A 1,711-nucleotide genomic window follows, 5' to 3' on the forward strand; every position below is an offset into this window, starting at 1 on the left:
GTGCTGTACATCACCAGCAGCGGTGGCCAGTGCCGGGTCCGCGTGCCGGCACCGCAGGTGGTCGCCGTCGGGGCCAGCGCCCGCCCGGTCCCGCTGCAATGCGTGCCGGAGGTGGCGCCATGAGGATGCTGCTGCTCGGCCTGCTGCTTCTGGCCGGCCTGATCGCCAGTGCATCGACACGCGCGGCCGCGACCTGCACCGCCACCGCCGACGCGCTGCTGCCCTTCGGCAACGTCAGCAGCGGCGCGGCAGGTGCCACCCCCGGCACCTTGAACATCACCGTGAACTGCTCCACCGCCGCACTCAGCCTGGTCGCCACCACCGGCATCCGCGTCTGCATCGGCCTGGGCAATGGCACCGGCGGCACCAGTACCTCGCCGTGGCGGACAATGGTCAACGGCAGCAGTGATCCGCTCAATTTCCAGATATACAACGTCGCCAACTACAGCGAAGTCACCGGCCTGGCACCGCGCGGCACACCTCCCGCACAGGAACTGACGATGACCTACAACGTGCCGCTGATCGGCGGCTCCGGCAGCCGTACCACGCAGTTGTTCGCACAGATCCCGGCCAACCAGGTGCTGGCCTCCGGCAACTACAGCAGCACMTTCACCGGGGCCAACGTGGTGCTTACCTGGGCCTGGAACGAGGTGCTGCTGGGCACCGCCACCGTACCGGCCACCTGCAATGGCGGCGCTACCGGCACCAACACCGCCAGCAATGCCTTCACCTTCAATGCCACTGCCACCGTGCTGCCGCAATGCGGCAGCTACCTCACCACCACCATGAATTTCGGCAACGTCACCGGCGGCATTCCCGCCAACATCGACCAGACCGCCACCCTGACGCTGACCTGCCTCAAGCGCACCGCCTACCAGGTCGGCCTGAACAACGGTCAGAACAACCCGGCCCTTACTACCACCCGGCGCATGCGCACCACCATCGGCGGCAACAGCTATTACCTGACCTACGAGCTGTACCGGGACGCTGCGCGCAGCCTGCGCTGGGGCAATACGCTCACCGTGGACACCTTAAGCGGCGTCGGCACTGGCAGCGCGCAGACACTGAACATATTCGGGCGTGTGCCTCCCGTTGCCGGACAGCCTCCGGCGGGCACCTACAACGACCTGGTGCAGGTGCCAGGTGCAGATCTGGGCGTGGGACCAGCAACAGGATGCGGAACACCTGCAGCGCAGCGGGCAGGTGCTGGCCAGTCCGACCTTGCTGGACCTGCCGGCCGGCGCCCGCCAGCGCGTGTGGTTGCTGCCGGCGTCGTCCGCGCCTGTGGCCGCTGAACAGGCATTCCGTATCATCCTGGCACCGGCAGAACCGGCCATGCCGCGCTATTCACTGCCCCTGTTCCGCAGCGAACCGGTCGGCCCAGCGTCCCCCTGCCTGCAGGCAGAGCTGGTGGTCAACGGGTCGCAATTCATGCTGAGACTGTTGAACAGTGGCACCCGGCACGCGCGCTTGAGCGACCTTGCCTATGACACGGCTGGCGGCCAGCGCAGCCTGCTGCTGCCCGGCCTTGCCGGCTACGTGCTGGCGGCGCGCCAGCGCCAGTGGCAGTTGCCGCCGCGCGCCGATGGCTATGCAGGCGGCAGGTTCCATGCCCGCCTGCAGGACGGAACGGAGGTCATCCTGGCGGCGCGGGCACCCGCAATTGCAGCGAGCCAGCCAAGCGGGCTATAATTGCCGGGATGTCCTGCCG

General features: G+C 67.8%; 1 protein-coding gene and 1 pseudogene. Both read left to right on the plus strand.

Features of this window, described 5'->3' with window-relative positions; translation table 11 throughout:
• Positions 1-119: 119 nt before the first annotated feature.
• Positions 120-1,139 (plus strand): annotated as a pseudogene (locus AC1VAN_RS22575) (Csu type fimbrial protein); the annotation flags it as partial.
• A 292-nt stretch (positions 1,140-1,431) separates the two neighbouring features.
• Positions 1,432-1,692, plus strand: coding sequence for a hypothetical protein (locus AC1VAN_RS22580; protein ID WP_480986832.1), 261 nt, complete (start codon positions 1,432-1,434; stop codon positions 1,690-1,692).
• Positions 1,693-1,711: the final 19 nt, after the last annotated feature.

This window comes from Stenotrophomonas sp. 05L44_2, from assembly GCF_056665995.1.